Below are 22,213 nucleotides of genomic sequence, written 5' to 3'. Positions count from 1 at the left end.
CGCCCATGCTCTCCCGTGAAGAACGTACCCCCTTTTCCGAGTGGTGGTGGACCGTCGACAAGCCGCTGATGGGCGCCATCCTGGCGCTGATGCTGACCGGGGTGATTTTGTCGCTCGCGGCGAGCCCGCCGGTTGCGACCCGGATCGGGCTCGATCCCTTCCACTTCTTCAACCGCCACGTGATGTTCCTGCTCCCCTCGTGCCTGGTGCTGCTCGGAGTCTCCTTCCTGTCGCCGCGCGCGATCCGCCGCTCGGCCCTGATCATCTTTGCGGCGAGCATCATCCTGATCGTGCTGACGCTCGCGATCGGTCCTGAAGTGAAGGGCTCGCGGCGCTGGATCACGCTGCTCGGCGTCAACATCCAGGCTTCCGAGATCGCAAAACCGTCCTTCGTCGTCATCGCCGCCTGGCTGTTCGCGGAATCGACCAAGCGGCCGGAGATGCCGGCGACCACGATGGCGATGGTGCTGCTGCTGATGCTGGTCGCGCTGCTTGTGATGGAGCCGGACTTCGGCCAGACCATGCTGATCCTGATGGTGTGGGGCTCGCTGTTCTTCATCGCAGGCATGCGCATGATCTGGGTATTTGGGCTCGCAGGTCTCGGCGCGGCCGGCCTGTTCAGCGCTTATCTGTTCGTCCCGCACGTGGCGGGACGCATCAAGCGCTTCATGAACCCGGCCTCGGGCGACACCTTCCAGGTCGATACCGCCATGGAGGCCTTCTACAACGGCGGCTGGTTCGGCCTCGGGCCGGGCGAGGGCATTGCCAAGCGCAGCCTGCCTGACAGCCACACCGACTTCGTGTTTGCGGTCGCCGCCGAAGAGTTCGGCATCATCCTGTGCCTGGCGATGCTGGCGCTGTTCGCCTTCGTCGTGATCCGCACGCTGTCGCGCGCTTATGCCACTGAGGACATGTTCTCACGCTTTGCGGCCTCGGGCCTTGCGATCCTGTTCGGGGTGCAGGCCGCGATCAACATGTCGGTCAACCTCCAGCTGATCCCCGCCAAGGGCATGACGCTACCGTTCATCTCCTATGGCGGCTCCTCGATCGTGTCGCTCGCCTATGGCGTCGGTATGATGCTCGCGCTGACACGGCTGCGCCCGCGCACCGAGGTCGAGGCCAGCGGCCATGCCGACGCGATGCGGAGTTACGCCTAGCCGCGCGTGTCCCGGACAAGCTCCGCGAAGCGGAGCGCAGATCCAGGACCCAGAATGCCGCAACGATGGGCCCCGGTTCAGCAGCGCACCACGCCGCGAAGTGCGACGTACTGCGCTGCGCCCGGGGCACAAGCACGGTGTAGCCGGCTCGCATTGACGACAAGACCCCTGTAAAAGGGCAATTATGGACACTTCCCCCTGATTCTTCTCGCCGCGGGCGGCACCGGCGGGCATTTGTTTCCGGCTGAGGCACTCGGCGTCGAGCTGATCCGGCGCGGCTTTCGCGTCCGCCTCGTTACGGATGAGCGCGCGCTGCGCTATAGCGGGCTGTTCACCAAGGATATGATCGACGTCGTCGCGAGCGAGACCGCGCGGGGCCGCAATCCGCTCCAGCTCGCCTATGCCGGCCTCACGCTCGCCGCCGGTACGCTCTCTGCCTATAAGCTGATCAAGCGGTTGAAGCCCGTCGCCGTCGTCGGCTTTGGCGGCTATCCGACGCTACCGCCGCTGGTCGCGGCCAAATTCGCCGGCGTGCCCGGCATCATCCACGACGCCAATGCCGTGCTCGGCCGCGCCAACCGGTTCCTGTCGAGCCGCGTGCGCGCCATCGCGACGTCCTTGCCCGGCGTGCTCGATCGCGATCCCGCACTTTCTGGAAAGACAACGACGGTCGGCACACCGATGCGCCCGGCGGTACTCGCCGCGGCTGCCGTCCCATATGCCGCGCCCGAGGTGAACGGTCCGCTGCGCCTGCTCGTCGTTGGCGGAAGCCAGGGCGCGCGCATCATGGCCGACATCGTGCCGGGCGCGATCGAGCGGCTCGAGCCTGCGCTGTGGAGCCGTCTGATCCTCACCCAGCAGGTTCGCGACGAGGACACGGCGCGCGTGCGTGCGGTCTACGACAGGCTCAAGATCAAGGTGGAGCTGGCGCCGTTCTTCACCGATTTGCCGGCGCGGCTCGCCTCCAACCATCTCGTGGTATCGCGCTCGGGCGCCGGCACTGTCGCCGAGCTCGCGGCGATCGGCCGGCCCTCGATCCTGGTGCCGCTGCCCGGCTCGATCGACCAGGACCAGTTCGCCAATGCCGGTGTGCTGGTCAAGGTCGACGGCGCGATCCGCATCCCGCAGACCGAGTTCAGCTCCGACCGGCTGGCCTCCGAAATTTCCGCCTTCGCCGTCGAGCCCGCGCGCCTCGCCGCCATGGCCGCAGCCGCGAAGGGGGCAGGTCGGCTCGACGCCGCCGAGCGGCTGGCCGATCTCGTGGCCAAAGTCGCGGGAATCTGACGCGAAGCGGACCGATTTTCGTATTTTTGCCGTCATGGCCGGGCTTGTCCCGGCCATCCACGTCTTGCATGAAGTAGCTTGGGATTCGTGGATGGCCGGGACAAGCCCGGCTATGACGACGGAACCACGGGATAAGCCATGAGACTGCCGCGCGAGATCGGACCCATCCACTTCGTCGGGATCGGCGGGATCGGCATGAGCGGCATCGCCGAGGTGCTGGTCAATCTCGGCTATGCCGTGCAGGGCTCGGACGCCTCCGACAATTACAATCTCGACCGCCTGCGCAAGAAGGGCGCCAAGGTCTCGGTCGGCCACAAGGCCGAGAACGTCGACGGTGCCGAGGTTGTCGTCGTCTCCACTGCGATCAAGCGCGACAATCCGGAACTGATGGCGGCGCGCGAACGGCGCATCCCCGTGGTGCGCCGCGCCGAGATGCTGGCCGAGCTGATGCGGCTGAAGAGCTGCGTCGCGATTGCCGGCACCCACGGCAAGACCACGACGACCACGATGGTTGCAACGCTGCTCGATGCCGGCGGGCTCGATCCTACGGTGATCAACGGCGGCATCATCAATGCCTACGGCTCCAACGCCCGCCTCGGGGCCGGCGATTGGATGGTGGTCGAAGCCGATGAGAGCGACGGCACGTTCCTGAAGCTGCCGACCGATGTCGCGATCGTCACCAATGTCGATCCCGAGCATCTCGACCACTTCAAGACCTTCGAGGCCGTGCAGGACGCCTTCCGCCATTTCGTCGAAAACCTGCCGTTCTACGGCTTTGCCGTGATGTGCATCGATCACCCGGTCGTGCAGAGTCTCGTCGGCAGGATCGAGGATCGCCGTATCATCACTTACGGCGAAAATCCGCAGGCCGATGTGCGGCTCGTCGATCTCACCCCGATGGGCGGTGGCTCCAAGTTCAAAGTCGCGTTCCGCGATCGCAAGACCGGAGCCGTGCACGAGATCGCCGATCTCATGCTGCCGATGCCGGGCCGCCACAACGCCTCCAACGCGACGGCGGCGATCGCGGTCGCGCGCGAGCTCGGCGTCTCCGACGACGCGATCCGCAAGGCGATCGCCGGCTTCGGCGGCGTCAAGCGCCGCTTCACCAAGACCGGCGAATGGAACGGCGTCACCGTGATCGACGATTACGGTCATCACCCCGTCGAGATCGCAGCGGTGCTCAAGGCGGCGCGCGATTCCTACACCGGCAAGGTGATCGCCGTGGTGCAGCCGCATCGCTACACCCGCCTGCAATCGCTGTTCGAGGAATTCTGCACCTGCTTCAACGACGCCGATGCGGTCATCGTCGCCGACGTCTATGCCGCGGGCGAAGCGCCGATCGAGGGCATTGACCGCGACCATTTCGTGACGGGCCTGCGCGCCCATGGCCATCGCGAGGTTGTCCCGTTGCCGGGCGCGACGGAGCTCGCGGGCATCGTCAAGAGATTGACGAAGTCCGGCGATCTCGTCGTGTGCCTGGGCGCGGGTAACATCACGCAATGGGCGTATGCGCTGCCGGACGAATTGAAGGCGCTGGGGTAGGGCAGTGGGATTCCCCGACATCACGCCCGATCTCAAAGCCGCGATGCCGGACCTTCGTGGCCGCCTGCTCGCCAACCAGTCGCTCGCCGAACTGACCTGGTTTCGCGTTGGTGGTCCTGCGCAGGTGCTGTTCACGCCGGCTGACGAGGACGATCTCGCTTACTTCCTCGCGCATCTTGCGCCCGACATTCCCGTCTACGTCGTCGGCGTCGGCTCCAACCTGATCGTGCGCGACGGCGGCATTGCGGGCGTCGTGATCCGCCTTGCGCCGCGCGCCTTCGGTGAGGCGAGCGCGAGCGGCGACGTCGTCACCGCCGGCGCTGCCGCGCTCGACAAGCGCGTGGCGGAAGTGGCTGCATCCGCCAATATCGGCGGGCTCGAATTCTACTTCGGCATTCCCGGCACCATCGGCGGCGCATTGCGGATGAATGCGGGCGCCAATGGCGGGGAGACCAAGGACGTGCTGATCGAGGCGCGCGGCGTCGGGCGCGACGGCACGAAGCAAATCTTCTCCAACGCCGACATGAAGTTCGTCTACCGCAACAGCGGCGTCGATCCCTCGGTCATCTTCACCTCCGCGCGCTTTCGCGGCGAGATCAGGGACACGGAGGCGATCCGCGCGCGCATGGCGGAGGTGCAGACCCACCGCGAAACCGCGCAGCCGATTCGCGAAAAGACCGGCGGCTCGACCTTCAAGAATCCGCCCGGCCATTCCGCCTGGAAGCTGGTCGACGCCGCCGGCTGCCGCGGTATGCGCGTTGGCGGCGCGCAGGTTTCCGAGATGCACTGCAATTTCCTCATTAACACTGGCGATGCCACCGCGCGCGACATCGAGACGCTGGGCGAGACCGTGCGTGAACGCGTGAAGGCGAACTCCGGAATTGAGCTACACTGGGAAATCAAGCGGATCGGAATTCCCGGTTAACCTGGACAGGCGACGAGAGAACATGCACATCACCATCCTCTTCGGCGGTACCAACCGCGAGCGTCTGGTTTCGGTCGCCTCGGCCCAGGCCCTGCATCAGGCGTTGCCCGAGGCCGATCTGTGGTGGTGGGACGTCGAGGACAAGGTGCACGCCGTTCAGTCGAAGCAACTGCTCGAACATGCCCGCCCCTTCGAGGACGAGTTCAAGCCCGGAACATCAGGCATCCCGCTGGAGCAGGCGCTCGATCAGGCCAGGGCCGAGGATCGGGTGCTGGTGCTCGGCCTGCATGGCGGGCGCGCCGAGAACGGCGAATTGCAGGTGATGTGCGAAGCGCGCGGCGTACCCTTCACCGGCTCGGGTTCGGCGTCCTCGCATCTGGCCTTCGACAAGATCGCGGCCAAGCATTTCGCCGCGCTCGGCGGGGTGACGCCGCCGGCAAACATTGCGCTCGACAACATCGACGAGGCCTTCGCCGAATACGGCAGGCTGATCGCAAAGCCGGCCAGGGACGGCTCGAGTTACGGCCTGATCTTCGTCAATGCCAAGCAGGATCTCGTCGCCGTCCGCAACGCGGCCAAGCACGAAGAGTATGTGATCGAGCCCTATATCGCCGGCGTCGAGGCGACCTGCGGCGTGCTGGAGCGCACCGATGGTTCGATCATCTCGCTGCCGCCGATCGAGATCATTCCGGGTGAGGGCAATTTCGACTACGCCGCAAAATATCTCCTGAAGTCGACCCAGGAGATCTGCCCCGGGCGCTTTTCACCCGAGATCACCGCCGCGCTGAAGGCGCAGGCGATGCTGGCGCACCGCGCGATGTCCTGCACCGGCTATTCCCGGTCGGACTTCATCGTCTCGGACAGGGGCCTCGTTTATCTCGAGACCAACACGCTGCCCGGGCTGACCAAGTCCTCGCTCTACCCCAAGGCGCTGAAAGCCGAGGGCATCGAGTTCGTCGACTTCCTGCGGGGCCTGGTCGAGCTCGCCGGGCGGGGCGTGCGAAAATAGTTAGGACTGGTTAACGGCCAAACGGGCGAAACGGCCCACTTTGGGGTCCAAAACCGGTAAAATGCCGGACATCGCGGCATAAATGCCTCACATGGCGGGGCAAAAAGCATTCCGCGTTAACGAACTTTACCTTTTGTTTACCAGGACGTCCGAAGGTTAACGCTGGCGGCGCATATGGCGTTTTGGCTGCCGGCGCGTGGGCTGTTGTGGGTGTGATGCCACCTCCAGCGCACGCTTTGATGGGGAGAGGCTTCTTCTGCTGAAGACCAGCACCCGGCCCGGCAAGACCGAGACGTCATGTTCGCCAGGACCCGCGCGATGTCGCGGGCAAACTGTTGACGAGCTCGTGCAATGGATGGAGCAGGAAGCCTCACCCGGTCGCTTTTCAGATCGCTGAGGCCCCAAGCTGACCTGAAGGCGGCCGCTGTCGGAGCGGTCGTGCTTCTGCGCGAGTGGCTGCAGGACAGGCGTGACGAGAGGCGCGCGGCCGCCAAGGACAAGATCAAGGCCAAGGCCCTCGTCGAGCGCGAGCCGCCGCCGCGCGTGGTCGCGGTGATCGAGCGCTATCTGCCGCGCCGGGTCGGGATCACAATGACCGTGCTGCTGCTGATCGGAAGCTGCGGTTTCGGCATCGTCAAGGGCGGCCATCTCCAGGATTTCATCACCGCGGTCAGCGATGCCCGCAACGCGCTGGCCAATTCCGCCGGCTTCCGAATCACCTCCGTCGTGATCAACGGCCGCAAGCAGCTCAGCCAGGACGAGATCCTGGCGATCGGCGGCGTCAGCGGCCGTTCCTCGCTGCTGTTCCTCGATGCCGACGGCGTGCGCGACAAGCTCAAGGCCAATCCGTGGATCGCCGATGCGACCGTGCTGAAGCTCTATCCGGGCCAGCTGATGATCGAGCTCACCGAGCGCAAGGCGTTCGCGCTGTGGCAGGAAGCCGGCCGGCTCTCTGTCATCGCCGATGACGGCGCCGTGCTCGAGCCATATGTGTCTCGGCGCTTCCTGTCGCTGCCGCTCGTGGTCGGCAAGGGCGCCGACACCCAGGCCCGCGATTTCCTCGCTCTGCTGGCGCGTTATCCGCAGGTCAATTCGATCACCAAGGCCGCGATCTTCGTCGGCGAGCGCCGCTGGAACCTGAGGCTCAAGGACGGTCTCGACATCCGTCTGCCGGAACAGGACGTCGGCAACGCGCTGGCGATGCTGTCCAAGCTCGACAAGGAGGACAGGCTGTTCTCGCGCGACATCGTCGCCGTCGACATGCGCCTGCCCGATCGCCTGGTGGTGCAGCTGTCCGAGGACGCCGCCAAGGCGCGCGAGGAGCTGTTCAAGGACAAGAAGAAAAAGAAGGCCGGGGATTCCGCATGACCGGTCTCGATCGCACCCAGACGCCGAAGACGCGCCCGATGCCGCACAAGCGCGGCGGTCTCGTCGCCTGCCTCGACATCGGCACCAGCAAGATCGCCTGCATGATCGCGCGGCTGAAGCCGTCGCCGCCGAGCGAGGCGCTGCGCGGCCGCACCCATGCGGTGGAATTGATCGGCTACAGCCAGATCCAGTCGCGCGGCATGAAGGCCGGCGCGGTGATCGATCTCGGCGAATGCGAGCAGGCGGTTCGCCAGGCCGTCGCGCTCGCGGAAAAAATGGCCAAGGTGCGGGTCGAGTCCGCGCTGCTCTCGGTCTCCGGCGGCCGGCTTTCCGGCCAGCTGGTCGAGGCCGCCGCCGACATCCGTGGTGGGGCCGTGACGCAGGCCGATGTCAGCCGCGTCACCTCCACCGGCATGCGTCACGCCACCGGCGAAGGCCGTACCGTGCTGCATGCGCTGCCGGTCGGCTACACGCTCGATGGCGTCAAGGGCATCCGCGACCCACGCGGCATGGTTGCCCATCAGTTCGGCGTCGACATGAACGTCGTCACCTGCGACGCCACCGTGGCGCGGAACCTGATGCTGGCGGTGGAACGTTGCCACATCAACGTCGAAGCCATGGCGGCGAGCCCCTATGTCGCCGGATTGTCGGTGCTGACCGACGACGAGGCCGATCTGGGCGCCGCCGTTGTCGAGATGGGCGCCGGCACCACGACGATTGCCGTTTATTCCGGCGGCCGTTTCGTTCATGCGGCGGGTTTTGCGGTCGGCGGGCAACACATCACGATGGATCTGGCGCGCGGACTCTCCGCGACCATTGCCGATGCCGAGCGAATCAAGACGTTATACGGGACCGTCATCACCGGCGGATCGGACTCGCGTGAGCTGATGTCTGTGCCGACAGCCGGTGACGAGCAGGATCTGCCGCAGATCGTCTCCCGCGCCACCATCGCCAACATCGTCAAGCACCGTGCCGAGGAAGTCTTCGAAATGGTTCGGGACAAGCTGAAGGATTCGCCCTTCGCCTCAGAGCCCAACGGCCGCGTCGTGCTCTCGGGCGGCGCCTCGCAGCTGACCGGCCTCGCCGAGCTCGGCAGCCAGATTCTCGGCCGGCCCGTCCGGGTCGGACGTCCGCTCGGCTTCGGCCGGCTGCCCAACGAGGCGAAGAACGCCGCGTTCGCGGTGCCGGCCGGCCTTCTCGTCTACCCGCAATATGTTCACCACGAACATGTCGAACCGCGGCACACGCGGCAGCAGGTCAAGACAGGGACCGGCGGTTATTTCGGAAAGGTCGGACGATGGCTACGCGAGGGCTTCTGATGACTCATTTCCGCAATTCCCGACTTTCACCAACTCCCGCGGCCGCCGGCCGGGGCGAACCCACGCGCACGTGATCGAGAGGCAAACATGACCATCAGCATCAACGTTCCTGATATTCACGAGTTGAAGCCCCGGATCACCGTGTTCGGCGTCGGCGGCGCCGGTGGCAACGCCGTCAACAACATGATCACGGCGGGCCTGCAGGGCGTCGACTTCGTGGTCGCCAACACCGACGCGCAGGCGCTGACGATGTCGAAGGCGCAGCGCATCGTGCAGATGGGCACGGTGGTCACGCAAGGCCTCGGCGCAGGTTCGCAGCCGAACGTCGGCGCCACCGCGGCGGAAGAGGTGATGGACGAGCTGCGCGACCATCTCTCCGGTGCCAACATGGTGTTCGTCACCGCCGGCATGGGCGGCGGCACCGGCACGGGTGCTGCTCCCGTCATCGCGCGGATCGCGCGCGACATGGGCATCCTTACCGTCGGCGTCGTGACCAAGCCGTTCCATTTCGAGGGCGCCCGCCGCATGCGTACGGCCGAGGCCGGCATCGCCGAGCTGCACAAGGTCGTGGATACGCTCCTGATCATCCCGAACCAGAACCTGTTCCGGGTCGCCAACGAGAAGACCACCTTCGCCGACGCATTCGCGATGGCCGACCAGGTGCTCTATTCCGGCGTTGCCTGCATCACCGACCTGATGGTCAAGGAAGGCCTGATCAACCTCGACTTCGCCGACGTGAGAGCGGTGATGAAGGAGATGGGCAAGGCGATGATGGGCACAGGCGAGGCTTCCGGCGACAAGCGCGCACTGACCGCCGCTGAAGCCGCGATCGCCAACCCGCTGATCGACGACAGCTCGATGAAGGGCGCCAAGGGTCTTCTCATCTCCATCACCGGCGGCAAGGACCTCACGCTGTTCGAGGTTGACGAAGCCGCAACCCGCATCCGCGAGGAGGTCGACCAGGACGCCAACATCATCGTCGGCGCCACCTTCGACGAAGCGCTCGACGGCCTGATCCGCGTTTCCGTCGTTGCCACCGGCATCGAGCAGGCCGCGATCGCCCGCAACAGCCAGGCCACCAGTGCTCCGGTTGCGAACGCGGCGCCGCAGGCGCAGCAGGCTCCCGCAGCTCCGGCCGTCGCCGCCGAGAGCCGTCTTGCCGACCTGACCGCGCGGCTCCGTGCCGACAATCAGCGTATGGCTGAGCGCGCCCAGAAGCTGGAAGGCCAGGTTCCGGGCGCGGTCGCAACCGCGCCGATGGCGCCCCGTCCGAATGTCGAGCGCGCCGCGCTCGCCGCCATCGCTGCCGCCGTTGCGGATGTCCCGCAGGTTCCGGCGCCGATGCAGACCTATGGCGACGTCACCGTGCGCCCGATCGCGCAGAAGCCGACGCTGTTTCCGGAGCCCGACATGGCCCCGGTCGCGATGCAGGAGCCGATGACGCCGGAAAACTTCATCCCGCCGCAGGCCGAGCGTGCGCCGGTCCGTGCACCGCGGATGCCGCGCCTCGAGGAGCTGCCGATGCCTGCCCAGGCCGAAATTCGCCAGGCCCGCGGCGAGGTCGAAGACGAGACCCCGCAGAAGAGCCGCCTGTCGCTGCTGCAGCGCCTTGCCAATGTCGGTCTCGGCCGTCGTGACGAGGAGAGCGAGCCGCCGGTCGCAGCCCGCACCGCCGGTCCTGCGATGCCACCGCTGCCCGAGCGCCGGCAGCAGAAGACCGTGGCGCAGCAGATCGCATCGAGCGACCCGGTATCGGAGTATGCCCGTCGCCCCGCACCGCAGGGGCTGGATATGCATGGCCGTCCCGCGCCTGTTGCGCCGGCGCCACAGGGCGACGACCATCTTGATATCCCGGCCTTCCTGCGGCGGCAGGCGACCTGAGGATTGTTACAATAAGGCAGACGAAAAAAGGTCCCGGCAGCAAGCTTGCCGGGACCTTTCCTTTTATCCCGCGCATATCCGGATTGCGCATTCAAGCAACTGATTTTAAATCATTAATTACGTGTTTGGGTGTTCAGTCAACTGCCGGAAACGACCCAAAACCTCGGCGTAATTTGGTTAAGCCTTGGCGCGAATACGGCGGGTTTGGGGTAACAATCGGTAAAAAAGCGTGAGTTGGCGCTGTTTGAGGCAGTGACTATGGTTTGGCGTGACTTGGGGATACGGATTCGCGGACGTCGGCAGTGGCCGGCCAAGTGGGTCGAGTATAAGTCGCAGTGGGTCGTAGTGGGGCGGGTTCCTGATGAAATTTAGCCGGCAAACAACGCTTCGTGCGCAAGCCTCCGTGGCAGGCGTGGGCGTTCATTCCGGTCTTCCCGTCACTCTCACCCTTGGGCCTGCGCCAGTCGACGCAGGTTTTGTTTTTGTCCGCACCGGCCTCGAGGGAAGTGATCGCGAAGTTCAGGCGACCGCCGAGCAGGTGATCGCGACCGATTTCGCCACCGTCCTCGGCGATCGCAACGGTCCGCTGGTGTCCACAGCCGAGCACGTGCTTGCTGCACTCCGGGGCATGGGTGTCGACAACGCCACGATCGAAATCGACGGTCCCGAAGTGCCGATCATGGACGGCAGCGCCGCGGCCTTCATTGCGGCGATCGACCAGGCCGGCATCGTGACCCAGCCGGCACAGCGCCGCTTCATTCAGGTTTTGAAGCCGATCTCGGTCAAGATCGGCGACTCCTTCGGCGAGATCAGGCCCTACGCCAACGGGTTCTGCGTCGAGGTCGAGATCGATTTCACCAATCCCGTCATCGGCCAGCAGGCTTACACCTTCGACCTCAATCCGGAGCGTTTCCGCCGCGAGGTCGGCCGGGCCCGGACCTTCGGTCTGATGTGCGACGTCGCTCGGCTCTGGAGCGCGGGCTATGCCCTCGGCGCCTCCTTCGACAACACCGTCGTGTTCGACGACGAGCGGCTGCTCAACACCGAGGGCCTGCGCTACGCCGATGAATGCGCCCGCCACAAGGTGCTGGACGTGATCGGCGACCTCGCCCTGGCCGGCCTGCCGCTGCTTGGCGCCTATCGCTCGGTGCGTGGCGGCCACAAGCTCAACCATGCTGTCCTGACCGCGCTGCTTGCCGATCGTACCGCCTGGCGGGTGGTCGAGGGCGAGGCGGCTCGTCGTACCACGCGTCCCGTGGGCGAAGTCGGTCGCGGTATTGTCGGCGGCCGGATCGCTGCGGCTTACGGGCCGGACGTGTCCTGAACAGAGCTATTGCCGCGGACCTCACGCAGCGGCTTGTCCCGGAAACCCCTGGTAACCATGATTGGCTAGCATTGCGGCAAGTTCGCCTTAATCCCGGCGAAATGCCTGCCTATCCGTTTGGTTAAAGATCGCTTTTCGGATACACCGGCGTGGTCGCATGGCAGGCACCACGGTTTCATTTCGCGCCCATGACGGGGTTCATGGGCCGGCGGCACCGCATCACAGGGCGTCAGGGCTTCAATTCATGTCGGCACAGCGTATGACGCGCGGATATTTCTCGGTCTCGTCGCGAGCGCGTGGGCTGCTTCACGCCGCCACCTTCATCATACTCGCGCTGCCGCTGGCCGGCTGCGGCACCGGCTCGCTCTGGGACAAGTTCACCGCCAAGGACGACACCTTCGTCGAGGAGCCCGCGGACAAGATCTACAATGAGGGCCTGTACCTCATGAACGAGAAGAAGGACATGAAGGCGGCGAACAAGAAGTTCGAAGAGGTCGACCGCCAGCATCCTTATTCCGACTGGGCCCGCAAATCGCTGCTGATGTCCGCCTATGCGTCCTACCAGGGCGGCGACTATGACGGCTGCATCGGCGCCGCCACGCGTTACGTCACGCTGCATCCCGGCAGCCCGGATGCAGCCTATGCGCAATATCTGATCGCGGCCTCCCATTACGACCAGATCCCGGACGTCAGCCGCGACCAGGCCCGCACCGAGAAGGCGATCGCCGCGCTGGAAGAGGTGGTGCGCAAATATCCGAACTCGGAATACGCGACGTCCGCCAAGGCCAAGATCGAGGGCGCGCGCGACCAGCTTGCCGGCAAGGAAATGAATACCGGCCGCTATTACGCGCAGAAGCGCGACTACACGGCGGCGATCAACCGCTACAAGACCGTCGTCACGCAGTACCAGACCACCCGCCACGTCGAGGAGGCGCTGTTCCGGCTGACCGAGGCCTACATGGCGATCGGCATCGTCGGCGAGGCGCAGACCGCGGCGGCCGTGCTTGGGCACAATTTTCCTGACAGCCGCTGGTACAAGGACGCCTATAATCTTGTAAAATCCGGCGGTCTCGAGCCGAGCGAGAATCAGGGGTCCTGGATCAGCAAGACCTTCAAGAAGATGGGCCTCGGCTAGGAAATTTGGTTCCATGCTGGCGCGTCTATCGATCCGCGACATCGTCCTGATCGAACGGCTCGATATCGAATTCGCCACCGGCCTCGTGGTTTTGACCGGCGAGACCGGTGCGGGCAAATCCATCCTGCTCGATGCCTTTGCGCTGGCACTCGGTGGCCGCGGCGATGCGGGCCTCGTGCGCCACGGCGCGGAGCAGGGGCAGGTCACTGCCGTGTTCGATGTCCCCAAGAATCACCCCGCGACGAAAATCCTTGCCGAGAACGGCCTGGACGGCACGAGTGTCGAAGAGTCTTGCGAGATGATTCTCCGCCGCGTGCAGCTCGCCGACGGCCGCACCCGGGCCTTCATCAACGACCAATCGATCAGCGTGCAGACGCTGAAGGCGGTCGGCGCCGCCCTGGTCGAGATCCACGGCCAGCATGACGAGCGCGCGCTGGTCGACGCCGCCACCCACCGCCGCCTGCTCGACGCGTTCGCCGGCCTGGAGAAGGACGTCGCCGCGGTCGAAACGCTCTGGGACGCACGCCGCAACGCCAATACTGCGCTGGAGGAGCATCGCGCCGGCATGGAGCGCGCCGCGCGCGAGGCCGACTATCTGCGCCACGCCTCCGCCGAGCTGAAGCAGCTCGCGCCCAAGGACGGCGAGGAGACCTCGCTGGCCAACCGCCGCACCACCATGATGCAGGGCGAGAAGATCGCCTCCGATTTGCGCGAGGCGCAGGAGGCTGTCGGTGGCCACCATTCGCCGGTCTCGACGCTGTCGGCGGCCGTACGCCGGCTGGAACGCCGTGGCGTCAATTCGCCGGCGCTGGTCGAGCCCGCCGTGAAGGCCATCGACGCGGCGATCAACGCGCTGGAGGAGGCCGACCAGCATCTCCAGGCGGCACTCGCCGCGACCGATTTCGATCCGGCCGAGCTCGAACGCATCGAGGAGCGCCTGTTCGCGCTGAGGGCGGCCTCGCGCAAATATTCGACGCCGGTCGACGGGCTCGCCGCGCTGGCCGCGAAATACGCCGCCGACGTCGTGCTGATCGATGCCGGCGCCTCGCGGCTGAAGAAGCTGGAGCAGGCCGCGATCGAGGCAGATGGCCGCTATGCCGCCGCCGCCAAGAAGCTGTCGCTGGTGCGGCAGAAATCGGCCGAGAAGCTCAACATGGCGGTCAACGCCGAGCTGGCGCCGCTCAAGCTCGAACGCGCCAAGTTCATGACCCAGGTCGCGACCGACGAGGCGACGCCAGGCCCGCAAGGCTTCGACCGCGTCGAGTTCTGGGTGCAGACCAATCCGGGCACCAAGCCAGGACCGATGATGAAGGTCGCCTCCGGCGGCGAACTGTCGCGCTTCCTGCTGGCGCTCAAGGTGGTGCTGTCCGACCGCGGCTCGGCGCCGACGCTGGTGTTCGACGAGATCGACACCGGCGTGGGCGGTGCGGTCGCCGATGCCATCGGCGGGCGCCTGGCGCGGCTTGCCGGCAAGGTGCAGGTGATGGCCGTGACCCACGCCCCGCAGGTTGCCGCCCGCGCCGACCTGCATTTGCTGATCTCCAAGGACGCCCTCGACAAGGGCAAGCGCGTCGCCACCCGCGTCAATGCATTGGCCGCCGACCACCGCCGCGAGGAAATCGCCCGCATGCTGGCCGGAGCCGAAATCACGGCGGAGGCGAGGGCAGCCGCGGACCGGCTGCTCAAGGCGGCGAGTTAGGTTTCGTGTCCCGGACGCGCGCAGCGCGAGCCGGGATCCACAATGCCGCCTCGTGCTGCACAGCATCCGGGGAACAAACAGCCCAACCTGCCTTTACCCTTCCGCCCGCTCCGTCGTATCCAAGCATCATGGCCAGAGCAGCAAAATCCAAAGCAACACCGCTTCGCGACGTCGCCGATCTCACCAAGGCCCAGGCCAAGGTCGAGCACATGCGGCTGGCGCTCGAGATCGAGGGACATAACGAGCGCTACTATCAGGAGGACGCGCCCACCGTCACCGACGCGGAGTACGACGCGCTGCGCCAGCGCTTCAACGCCATCGAGAAGCGCTTTCCCGAATTCGTCAGCGCGGACTCGCCCTCACAGAAGGTCGGCGCGGCGCCGTCAGGCCGCTTCAGGAAAGTCGGGCATTCCGTTCCGATGCTGTCGCTCGACAACGCCTTTGCGGAAGAGGACGTGCGCGACTTCGTCGGCCGCATCATGCGCTTCCTGAAGCTCGACGACGACAAGGTCGATTTTTCCGCCGAGCCGAAGATCGATGGCCTCTCGATGTCGCTGCGCTACGAGGGCGGTGAGCTGGTGACCGCGGCGACGCGCGGGGACGGTGCGGTCGGCGAGGATGTCACCGCCAACATCCGCACCCTCGAGGACGTGCCGCAGAAACTGGAGGGGCGGAACATCCCCGACATCTGCGAGGTGCGCGGCGAGGTCTACATGACCAAGAAGGCGTTTCTCGCGCTCAACGAGCGGCAGAAGGCCGCCGGTGACACCATCTTCGCCAATCCGCGCAATTCGGCCGCCGGCTCGCTGCGGCAGAAGGATCCGACCATCACCGCCTCGCGTCCCCTCGGCTTCTTCGCCTATGCCTGGGGCGAGATGAGCGCGATGCCGGCAGCGACGCAGAGCGGCATGATCGGCTGGTTCGAGCGCTGCGGCTTCAAGACCAATCCGCTGACCAAGCTATGCCACTCCGTCGAGGAGCTGATCGCGTTCCATCAGAGCATCGAGGAAGAGCGCGCCGAGCTCGACTACGACATCGACGGCGTCGTTTACAAGGTCGATCGCATCGACTGGCAGGAGCGTCTCGGCTTCGTCTCGCGCACGCCGCGCTGGGCGATCGCGCATAAATTCCCGGCCGAGCGGGCCATGACGGTGCTGCGCGACATCGAGATCCAGGTCGGCCGTACCGGCTCGTTCACGCCCGTCGGCAAGCTGGAGCCGGTCGGCGTCGGCGGCGTGATCGTGCAGAACGTCACGCTGCACAACGAGGACTACATCAAGGGCATCGGCAACAAGGGCGAGGTGCTGCGAGAGGGGCGGGACATCAGGATCGGCGATACCGTCGTGATTCAGCGCGCCGGCGACGTCATCCCGCAGGTGGTCGACGTCGTCCTCGACAAGCGGCCGAAGAGCGCCAGGGAATATCACTTCCCGAAGAAGTGCCCGTGCCCGCTGCACACCGACGTCGTGCGCGGCGAGACCGCCGCCGGCGAAGAGGAATCCCGCGCCCGCTGCACCGGCGAGTTCGCCTGCCCCTATCAGAAGATCGAGCATCTCAAGCTGTTCGTGTCGCGCCGCGCCTTCGACATCGACGGTCTCGGGGAGAAGCAGCTGCAGTATTTCTTCGACCAGGGATGGGTCAAGGAGCCCGCCGACATCTTCACGCTGGAGAAGCGCAACGCGAAGCTGAAGCTCGAAGAGGTTGAGGGCTACGGCGCGACCTCGGTGCGCAACCTTTTCGGCGCCATCGAGGGCCGGCGCAAGATCTCGCTGGAGCGCTTCATCTATGCGCTCGGCATGCGTCATGTCGGCGAGACCACGGCGCTGGCGCTGGCGCGCGGCTACGGCTCCTGGGACGCCTTCCAAGAAGCCTGCCTCAAGGTCGCCAAGGGCGACGAGGAGGCGATGGCGGAGATGGACGCGCTCGACCAGATCGGCGACACCGTGATCAAGAGCATCGCCGATTATTTCGGCGAGAGCCACAATCGCGGCATCGTCGAGCGGCTGACCAGGGAGGTCGAGATCGTCGACGCCGAGAAGCCGAAGAGCAATTCGGCCGTCGCCGGCAAGACCGTGGTGTTCACGGGCTCGCTGGAAAAGATGACGCGCGACGAGGCGAAGGCGACGGCCGAACGGCTGGGCGCAAAGGTCTCGGGCTCGGTGTCGAAGAAGACCGATCTCGTCGTCGCCGGCCCCGGCGCGGGCTCGAAGCTCGCGGAGGCCAACAAGCACGGCGTCAAGGTGCTGACCGAGGACGAGTGGCTGGCGCTGATCGGGGAGTGACGGTCGCTCCCCGTCATTGCGCGGAGCGAAGCGACGGAGCAATCCAGAGTGCCGCCTCGGAGGGATTCTGGATTGCTTCGCTACGTCGCAATGATGGGGAAGGCAGCGCGGCGCCCCCTTACATCATCCCGCCCTCTTCCTCCTCGGCCCGCTCGATCAGCGTCTCGCTCACCACCACTTCGCGGCGGGGGACGACGAAGATCATCATGCAGGCACAGAGCAGCGAGATGGCAACGACGGCCGAGGTCAGCGGCAGCGTCGTGGCTGAGTGGCCGCCGAGATAGGCGCCGAATTGCGACATCAGCGCGCCGATCCCCTGTTGCAGAAAGCCCATGGCGCCCGACGCCGCTCCCGCGGCTTCGGGGCGGATGCTGATCGCGCCGGCCGCGGAATTCGCCATCACGAAGGCATTGCCGACCATCACGATCATCTGCGTGCCGAACAGCCAGGCGGGAGCTTCGTTCCAGCCGGTGAAGCTCCACAACAGATTCAGGAGGCTGCCGCAGAGTTGCAGGGCGAGCCCGAACCAGATCAGCTTTTCCAGCGAATGCCGCGGCGCGAAGCGTACGCAAAGCAGGTTGCCGACAAGGTAGGCGAAGCCGGTGGTCGCAAACCATGCGCCGTATTCGGCGCTGGTCCGGCCCATCTGCGTCACCACGATGTAGGGGCCGCCGCCTGCGAAGGTGAAGATGATCTGCGAGGCCAGCACCTGGCACATCACGTAGCCGACGAAGGCGCGGCTCTTGATCAGGATGCCGACGTCGCCGCGGAAGCCGCTGCCCGCGGCGCGGCTGCGCCGTGTCTCCGGCAGCGCGATGGCGATGCCGAGGGCGACGACGATCGCAGCGACCGTGACGGCGTAGAAGATCGCGCGCCAGCCGAACGCCGTCTCGATCAGACCGCCGGTGAGTGGCGACACCATCTGGCCGATCATCAGCGCCGCGACCACGAGGCTGATCATGGAGGCGACGCGGTCGCGCTCGTAGATGTCGCGAATGATGGCGCGGCTGATCACCATGCCGGAGGCGCCGCCGAGCGCCTGGAAAAAGCGCGCGGCAATCAATTGCGGCAGGGTCTCGGCGAAGATGCAGCCGACGCTCGCCACGACCATCAGCGCCAGCCCTCCGAGCAGCACCGGACGCCGCCCGAACCGGTCCGACAGCGGTCCCATGATGAGTTGCGACAGCGCGATGCCGACCATGTAGAGCGACACCGTCATCTGCGCGATCGAGATGTCGCTGCCGAAATTGGTCGCGAGCACCGGCAGCGCCGGAACCAAAATGTATAACGAGATCGGGGCGATCCCGGTCATGACGACAAGCAGCAGCAGCACCCCGCGCGACGTTGCGAGGTCGCTCGCGCCTTTCGGCGGCTTGCTGATGATGCCGTGCATGCGGGGCCGTCTTTCGAATTCGAATCGACTGTAGCGCGCTCGCGCAAGACGGATATCGGCGTTTCGGAATGCGGCTATACGGATTTTGGGACGGTTATGATGAGGGCATCCGCGGAGGCGTGGCATCCAGTACGCCGCGGCCTCCCCGAACACGCCTTGCGTGCGCGTTGCGGCGGGGCGACCTTACCGCTTCAGCTCCGCGGTGGCCTGATCGAGCCAGGCCTGCGTCGCCTCATCCAGCGCCGGCCGCACCTCGGCGCGGACGCGTGCATGGTAGGCATTGAGCCAGTCCAGCTCGTCGCGGCCCAGCATCGCGACATCGATCAGCCGGCGGTCGATCGGCGCCAAGGTCAGCGTCTCGAACGCGTTCATCGGCTTCTCGGCGCCCTGGATGTCGGCGGCGACCACCAGTTCGAGGTTCTCGATGCGGATGCCGAAACCGTCGGTCTTGTAGTAGCCAGGCTCGTTGGAGAGGATCATGCCGCGCTTCAGCGGCGTGGTCCCGAGCTTCGAGATCCGTGCCGGCCCCTCGTGCACCGAGAGATAGCTGCCGACGCCGTGACCGGTGCCGTGCTCGAAATCGACGCCGGCGGCCCAGAGATATTGCCGCGCCAGCGTGTCGAGCTGCGCGCCCGTGGCGCCGTCCGGAAAGACGGCGCGCGCGATCGCGATATGGCCGCGCAGCACGCGGGTGAAGCGGTCGCGCATCTCGTCGGTCGGCTCGCCCACCGCCATGGTCCGGGTGACGTCCGTGGTGCCGTCTTCGTATTGCGCGCCGGAATCGATCAACAGGAGGTCGCCGGGCGCGATCCGCCGGTTGCTCTTGCGGGTGACGCGATAGTGCACGATGGCGCCGTTCGGGCCAGTGCCGGAGATCGTCGGGAACGAGACGTCCTTCAAGGCGCCGGTATCACGGCGGAATGTCTCCAGCGCCTCGACCGCGTCGATCTCTGTGAGCTTGCCGCTCGCGGCCTCGCGGTCGATGAAGGCGAGGAAGCGCGCCAGCGCCACGGCGTCACGCACATGGGCGGTCTTCGTGCCCTTGATCTCGGTCGCGTTCTTGACCGCCTTGAGCAGCGCGATCGGATCGCTGCCGCGCACCGGCTTGCCGCCGGCGCCCGCGATCAACCGGCTGAGCGCGTCGGCCGCGGTGGCACTGTCGAGTGCAATCGATCTGCCGCCCTTGGCGAGCGCCATCAGTGTCGGCGCCATCGCATCGGGCTCGCGCACGTCGGCGGACTGCTCGAGATGGTCGCGCGTCAGATTGGAGAGCTTTCGGTGGTCGATGAAGATGGTCGGCCGTCCCTCCTTCGGCACCAGCGCGTAAGACAGCGGCAGCGGAGTATGGGCGACGTCGGCGCCGCGGATGTTGAAGGTCCAGGCCACCGCGTGGCTGTCCGACAGCACCAGCGCGTCGGCGCCGAGCTTGCCGATTTCGGCCCTGATCTGCGTCAGCTTCTCGGTTTCAGTGACGCCGGCATTCTGCAGGCTGTGTACGGCGACGGGGGCGAGCGGCGGCTGCGGGCGGTCCTGCCAGACTGCGTCGATGGGATTGCTTTCGACGGCGACCAACTCGGCGCCTGTCTTGGCGCAGGCGGCGGACAGGCGCTCGGCTGCCGCAAAAGTGTGCAGCCATGGATCGAATCCGAGGCGGTCGCCGGCTTTCAGATGCGCCGACACCCAGCTTTCCGGCGGTGGGTTGATCAGGGATTCCACGGCCCAGGCCTTGGCATCGACCTGCTTGGCGGCCTGAAGCGTGTAACGGCCGTCGACGAACAATGCGGCCTCCTGGATCAGCACCACCGCGAGCCCCGCCGAACCCGTGAAACCGGTCAGCCAGGCCAGCCGTTCTTCCGACGGCGGCACATATTCGTTCTGCTGCTGATCGGCGCGCGGGATCACGAAGCCGGTCAGCTTGCGACGGGCGAGTTCTTCGCGAAGTGCGGCCAGCCGCGCCGTCAATGCGACGCCGGCCTCCGGCTCCTCGAATGTCTGGAAGTGTGCTTCGAACATGGTGGACTACTTTAGGATCATGGCGACCGGTCCGCAATGTAGACGCATTTGAGGTCGCATCTGGCACAGACTGTGCTTGAATAAGTTCCATTCGAATTGAGTGGAGTAAAGGATGCAGCAGTTGCGCTTCGTCCCGATAACAGAGAAATTCGAGCAGGTGGTTCATCTCAACGGCGAGGGGACACACGATGCCAGCGTTCACGTTTGAGAAGATTACGCCCCCGGTGCGCCGCGCTCCGACTGCGGCGGCGCCGGAGAAGCCGCGCGGCGTCATCAGCCAGATGATCGAGCGTATCGCAGAGCGCCGCGCGAGGCGCGCCTTGCGGGGCGAACGCACACCACAGCGGGACGAGAAGGCAGCGGAGTAGCGGCATTGATGATCTCGTAAGGGTGGACAAAGGCGAAGCGCCGTGCCCGCCATCGATCCGCGATTGCAGATGAACATAGTGGGCACGCTTTCGCTTTGCCCACCCTACGACGCTTCGCTCACCCCATCTTCCGTAGCAACAGGCTGCTCCACCCCTCGATCCGCAGATGCTTCACCGGTACGAGGCCGCGGGCGCGATAGGCGGCGATCACGGCAGGGGCCTGGTGCGTCAACAGGCCGGAGAGGATGACGCGTGCGCCGGGCGCGAGATGCCGCGCCATCGGGCCCGCCAACTGCCTGAGCGGGTTGGCGAGGATATTAGCCAGCACCAGGTCGAACGGGCCTGCCTTTCCGAAATCCGGCGCGGCGAAGCCGGTGGCGCGGATCACCCGGACCTGGTTGCCGACCTCGTTCAGCACCGCGTTCTCGGCCGCGACCCGCACCGACGGCGGGTCGATGTCGGAGGCGAGCACCGCGCGATGCAGCGCTTTCGCCGCCGCGATGCCGAGGACGCCGGTTCCGGTGCCGAGGTCGAGCAGGTTCCGCGGCCGGGAACTCTTCAGGACATGGTCAAGCAGCAGTAAACAGCCACGCGTGGTTCCGTGGTGCCCGGTGCCGAAGGCGAGCGCCGCCTCGATCTCGATCGCGAGCTTGTTCGGCGCCACACGGTCGCGGTCATGGCTGCCGTGCACAACGAAGCGTCCGGCCGGGACCGGGACGAGATCTTCCAGGCTGGCCTTGACCCAGTCCTTGGCCTCGATGATGTCGAAGGCGAGCGTCGCGGCGATCTCATTTCCCGCTGAAGTTACAACGAGTTCGCGCAGCCAGGCTTGGTCCGGCGCATCCGCAAAATGGAGCGTGACATCCCATGGTCCGTCCGGCCGCTCGAAGGCGGCAACCGCCGCATCACCGTCGAAAAACACCTCGGTGAGCACGTCGACGACGCGCCTCGCGTCGGCCTCGCTGCCGATCGAAAAGCTGGCGCGATGAGTAGGAGAAGGCTGCATTCAGGGTTCCGTTGAGTTCAATTTTTGGAACTTTCGTCGCCAATTTTCCGCATAAGTTGCGGTTCCCGGATTAACCGGGCTGTAGGTTGTGTCTCGTACATTTTCGGATGTTGAAACCAACCAACACAGCTTTGAATTGTAACGGAGGCGAGTCTTGAAGCGCATGGTTCAAAAGTTCTGGTCGGACGAGTCCGGTGCAACCGCGATCGAGTACGGCCTGATTGCCGCAGGGATCGCTTTGGCGATCATCACCGTGGTGAACAGCCTGGGCGTCACCCTGAACGACAAGTTCACGTCGATTAGCACCTCCTTGAAGTAATTTCCGCCTCCATTTCCCAGCGGGGGCTGTTTTCTTCAAAGGCTATTCCTGATCACCGCCCGCGAGGGGTTTTCCCCTGGCGGGCGAGGTCGTTCTGGGGCGACTGTTCCCGGTCGATTTCACAAATTGTCCACCGCTTGCCGGGACGCCATCCACCCGCTTTTCCTGCGATTGTCCTGCCGATTTTCC

General features: G+C 65.7%; 17 protein-coding genes. 14 read left to right on the top strand and 3 right to left on the bottom strand.

Annotation, left to right across the window (positions count from 1 at the left end; all coding sequences use genetic code 11):
- Positions 1-5 precede the first annotated feature (5 nt).
- The 12 genes from ftsW (at position 6) to ligA (ending at position 16,925) form a co-directional block, all read left to right on the top strand.
- Positions 6-1,157, top strand: a complete 1,152-nt coding sequence (gene ftsW / locus CIT39_RS26720; protein WP_094977342.1) for a putative lipid II flippase FtsW — start codon at positions 6-8, stop codon at positions 1,155-1,157.
- A gap of 198 nt (positions 1,158-1,355) precedes the next feature.
- A complete protein-coding gene (gene murG / locus CIT39_RS26715; RefSeq protein ID WP_109853918.1) occupies positions 1,356-2,441 on the top strand; it encodes an undecaprenyldiphospho-muramoylpentapeptide beta-N-acetylglucosaminyltransferase in 1,086 nt (361 codons plus the stop codon).
- Positions 2,442-2,579: 138 nt separating this feature from the next.
- Positions 2,580-3,983, top strand: coding sequence for a UDP-N-acetylmuramate--L-alanine ligase (murC, locus tag CIT39_RS26710; RefSeq protein ID WP_094977344.1), 1,404 nt, complete (start codon positions 2,580-2,582; stop codon positions 3,981-3,983).
- 4 nt (positions 3,984-3,987) lie between these two features.
- A complete protein-coding gene (murB, locus tag CIT39_RS26705) occupies positions 3,988-4,908 on the top strand; it encodes a UDP-N-acetylmuramate dehydrogenase (RefSeq protein WP_094977345.1) in 921 nt (306 codons plus the stop codon).
- 22 nt (positions 4,909-4,930) lie between these two features.
- The gene (locus CIT39_RS26700; protein WP_094977346.1) at positions 4,931-5,917 is read left to right on the top strand and encodes a D-alanine--D-alanine ligase family protein; all 987 of its coding nucleotides are present in this window, start codon (positions 4,931-4,933) and stop codon (positions 5,915-5,917) included.
- A gap of 351 nt (positions 5,918-6,268) precedes the next feature.
- On the top strand, positions 6,269-7,285 hold the full coding sequence (locus tag CIT39_RS26695) for a cell division protein FtsQ/DivIB (protein ID WP_094977347.1): 1,017 nt from the start codon (positions 6,269-6,271) through the stop codon (positions 7,283-7,285).
- Complete coding sequence (ftsA, locus tag CIT39_RS26690; RefSeq protein WP_094977348.1) at positions 7,282-8,604, top strand: cell division protein FtsA; 1,323 nt, start codon at positions 7,282-7,284, stop codon at positions 8,602-8,604. The genes CIT39_RS26695 and ftsA overlap by 4 nt, the downstream gene beginning before the upstream one ends.
- Positions 8,605-8,691: 87 nt before the next feature.
- On the top strand, positions 8,692-10,485 hold the full coding sequence (gene ftsZ / locus CIT39_RS26685) for a cell division protein FtsZ (RefSeq protein WP_094977349.1): 1,794 nt from the start codon (positions 8,692-8,694) through the stop codon (positions 10,483-10,485).
- A 361-nt stretch (positions 10,486-10,846) separates the two neighbouring features.
- Entirely contained in the window at positions 10,847-11,809 is a 963-nt protein-coding gene (gene lpxC, locus CIT39_RS26680) for a UDP-3-O-acyl-N-acetylglucosamine deacetylase (protein WP_094977350.1), read from the top strand.
- Positions 11,810-12,053: 244 nt separating this feature from the next.
- Positions 12,054-12,944 (top strand): outer membrane protein assembly factor BamD, encoded by an 891-nt coding sequence (locus CIT39_RS26675; RefSeq protein WP_094977351.1) that lies wholly within the window; start codon positions 12,054-12,056, stop codon positions 12,942-12,944.
- Between the two features lie 13 nt (positions 12,945-12,957).
- Positions 12,958-14,643 (top strand): DNA repair protein RecN, encoded by a 1,686-nt coding sequence (gene recN, locus CIT39_RS26670; RefSeq protein WP_094977352.1) that lies wholly within the window; start codon positions 12,958-12,960, stop codon positions 14,641-14,643.
- A 128-nt stretch (positions 14,644-14,771) separates the two neighbouring features.
- A complete protein-coding gene (gene ligA / locus CIT39_RS26665; protein ID WP_162308697.1) occupies positions 14,772-16,925 on the top strand; it encodes an NAD-dependent DNA ligase LigA in 2,154 nt (717 codons plus the stop codon).
- Between the two features lie 118 nt (positions 16,926-17,043).
- On the opposite strand, the gene CIT39_RS26660 is transcribed toward ligA, so the two are convergent.
- Both CIT39_RS26660 and CIT39_RS26655 read right to left on the bottom strand, forming a co-directional pair.
- On the bottom strand, positions 17,044-18,318 hold the full coding sequence (locus CIT39_RS26660) for a multidrug effflux MFS transporter (RefSeq protein WP_094977353.1): 1,275 nt from the start codon (positions 18,316-18,318) through the stop codon (positions 17,044-17,046).
- Positions 18,319-18,501: 183 nt separating this feature from the next.
- Complete coding sequence (locus CIT39_RS26655) at positions 18,502-20,331, bottom strand: aminopeptidase P family protein (RefSeq protein WP_094977354.1); 1,830 nt, start codon at positions 20,329-20,331, stop codon at positions 18,502-18,504.
- 188 nt (positions 20,332-20,519) lie between these two features.
- Here CIT39_RS26655 and CIT39_RS26650 point away from each other — a divergent pair, with 188 nt between their 5' ends.
- On the top strand, positions 20,520-20,699 hold the full coding sequence (locus CIT39_RS26650; protein WP_094977355.1) for a hypothetical protein: 180 nt from the start codon (positions 20,520-20,522) through the stop codon (positions 20,697-20,699).
- A gap of 118 nt (positions 20,700-20,817) precedes the next feature.
- On the opposite strand, the gene CIT39_RS26645 is transcribed toward CIT39_RS26650, so the two are convergent.
- Positions 20,818-21,705: a 50S ribosomal protein L11 methyltransferase gene (locus CIT39_RS26645; RefSeq protein ID WP_094977356.1), complete on the bottom strand. Its 888-nt coding sequence runs from the start codon at positions 21,703-21,705 to the stop codon at positions 20,818-20,820.
- A gap of 163 nt (positions 21,706-21,868) precedes the next feature.
- Between CIT39_RS26645 and CIT39_RS26640 the strand changes: the two genes are divergently transcribed.
- Positions 21,869-22,024 (top strand): Flp family type IVb pilin, encoded by a 156-nt coding sequence (locus tag CIT39_RS26640; protein WP_094893896.1) that lies wholly within the window; start codon positions 21,869-21,871, stop codon positions 22,022-22,024.
- Positions 22,025-22,213: the final 189 nt, after the last annotated feature.

This window comes from Bradyrhizobium symbiodeficiens, assembly GCF_002266465.3.
Classification (GTDB): Bacteria; Pseudomonadota; Alphaproteobacteria; order Rhizobiales; family Xanthobacteraceae; genus Bradyrhizobium; species Bradyrhizobium symbiodeficiens.
The sequence above is the reverse complement of the archived record's forward strand: the minus strand, read 5'-3'. Positions and strand labels throughout refer to the sequence as shown.

Coding starts and splice junctions, on each gene's coding strand:
- ftsW (WP_094977342.1), top strand. CDS start 6: ATGCTCTCCCGTGAAGAACGTACCCCCTTTTCCGAGTGGTGGTGGACC.
- murC (WP_094977344.1), top strand. CDS start 2,580: ATGAGACTGCCGCGCGAGATCGGACCCATCCACTTCGTCGGGATCGGC.
- CIT39_RS26700 (WP_094977346.1), top strand. CDS start 4,931: ATGCACATCACCATCCTCTTCGGCGGTACCAACCGCGAGCGTCTGGTT.
- CIT39_RS26695 (WP_094977347.1), top strand. CDS start 6,269: ATGGATGGAGCAGGAAGCCTCACCCGGTCGCTTTTCAGATCGCTGAGG.
- ftsA (WP_094977348.1), top strand. CDS start 7,282: ATGACCGGTCTCGATCGCACCCAGACGCCGAAGACGCGCCCGATGCCG.
- ftsZ (WP_094977349.1), top strand. CDS start 8,692: ATGACCATCAGCATCAACGTTCCTGATATTCACGAGTTGAAGCCCCGG.
- lpxC (WP_094977350.1), top strand. CDS start 10,847: ATGAAATTTAGCCGGCAAACAACGCTTCGTGCGCAAGCCTCCGTGGCA.
- CIT39_RS26675 (WP_094977351.1), top strand. CDS start 12,054: ATGTCGGCACAGCGTATGACGCGCGGATATTTCTCGGTCTCGTCGCGA.
- recN (WP_094977352.1), top strand. CDS start 12,958: ATGCTGGCGCGTCTATCGATCCGCGACATCGTCCTGATCGAACGGCTC.
- ligA (WP_162308697.1), top strand. CDS start 14,772: ATGGCCAGAGCAGCAAAATCCAAAGCAACACCGCTTCGCGACGTCGCC.
- CIT39_RS26660 (WP_094977353.1), bottom strand. CDS start 18,318: ATGCACGGCATCATCAGCAAGCCGCCGAAAGGCGCGAGCGACCTCGCA.
- CIT39_RS26655 (WP_094977354.1), bottom strand. CDS start 20,331: ATGTTCGAAGCACACTTCCAGACATTCGAGGAGCCGGAGGCCGGCGTC.
- CIT39_RS26650 (WP_094977355.1), top strand. CDS start 20,520: ATGCCAGCGTTCACGTTTGAGAAGATTACGCCCCCGGTGCGCCGCGCT.
- CIT39_RS26645 (WP_094977356.1), bottom strand. CDS start 21,705: ATGCAGCCTTCTCCTACTCATCGCGCCAGCTTTTCGATCGGCAGCGAG.
- CIT39_RS26640 (WP_094893896.1), top strand. CDS start 21,869: ATGGTTCAAAAGTTCTGGTCGGACGAGTCCGGTGCAACCGCGATCGAG.